General features: G+C 70.0%; 1 protein-coding gene. It reads left to right on the top strand.

Annotated elements, in window-relative coordinates; all coding sequences use genetic code 11:
* A partial coding sequence (locus MOV75_RS41440; protein WP_247008667.1) for a sensor histidine kinase occupies positions 1-534 on the top strand: 534 nt, incomplete at both ends.

The following is a 534-nucleotide window of genomic DNA, read 5'->3' as shown; positions in this document are numbered from 1 at the left end:
CGCGCCGCCGCACTCGCCAACGAGCGCACGCGCCTGATGCGTGACCTGCATGACGGCCTCGGCGGCCAGCTCGTCAGCATCGTCGCGCTCTCCGAGCGTGGCCATGAGGGCGCGACCATCACCGACGCCGCCCGTGCCGCGCTGAAGGATCTGCGTCTCGTCATCGATTCCATGGACGACATCGGCGGCGACCTGATGCTTGCCCTCGGCTCCTGGCGCGAACGCGCGAGCGCGCAATTGCGGCCGCACGACATCACGCTCGACTGGCGCGTGGCGACGCCGCAGGGCCTGCCGCTGCATCCCGAGCTCAGGCCATGGCACGTCATCCAGATCGTGCGCATCCTCGACGAGGCCGTGACCAATGCGGTCAAGCACGCACAGGCCCGCCGCATCGCGGTCACCATCGACACGCTGGACGGGGACCAGGGGCCGTACGGCGTGATCAGCGTGACCGACGACGGCCATGGCTTTGCGGTGAGCGATAATGGCGAGGCCGCGCGCACGGGCCAGACCGCGCGCGGCTTGCGCAACATG

Source organism: Bradyrhizobium sp. PRIMUS42 (assembly GCF_023006515.1).
In the GTDB taxonomy this organism is placed as follows: Bacteria; Pseudomonadota; Alphaproteobacteria; order Rhizobiales; family Xanthobacteraceae; genus Bradyrhizobium.
The sequence above is the reverse complement of the archived record's forward strand: the minus strand, read 5'-3'. Positions and strand labels throughout refer to the sequence as shown.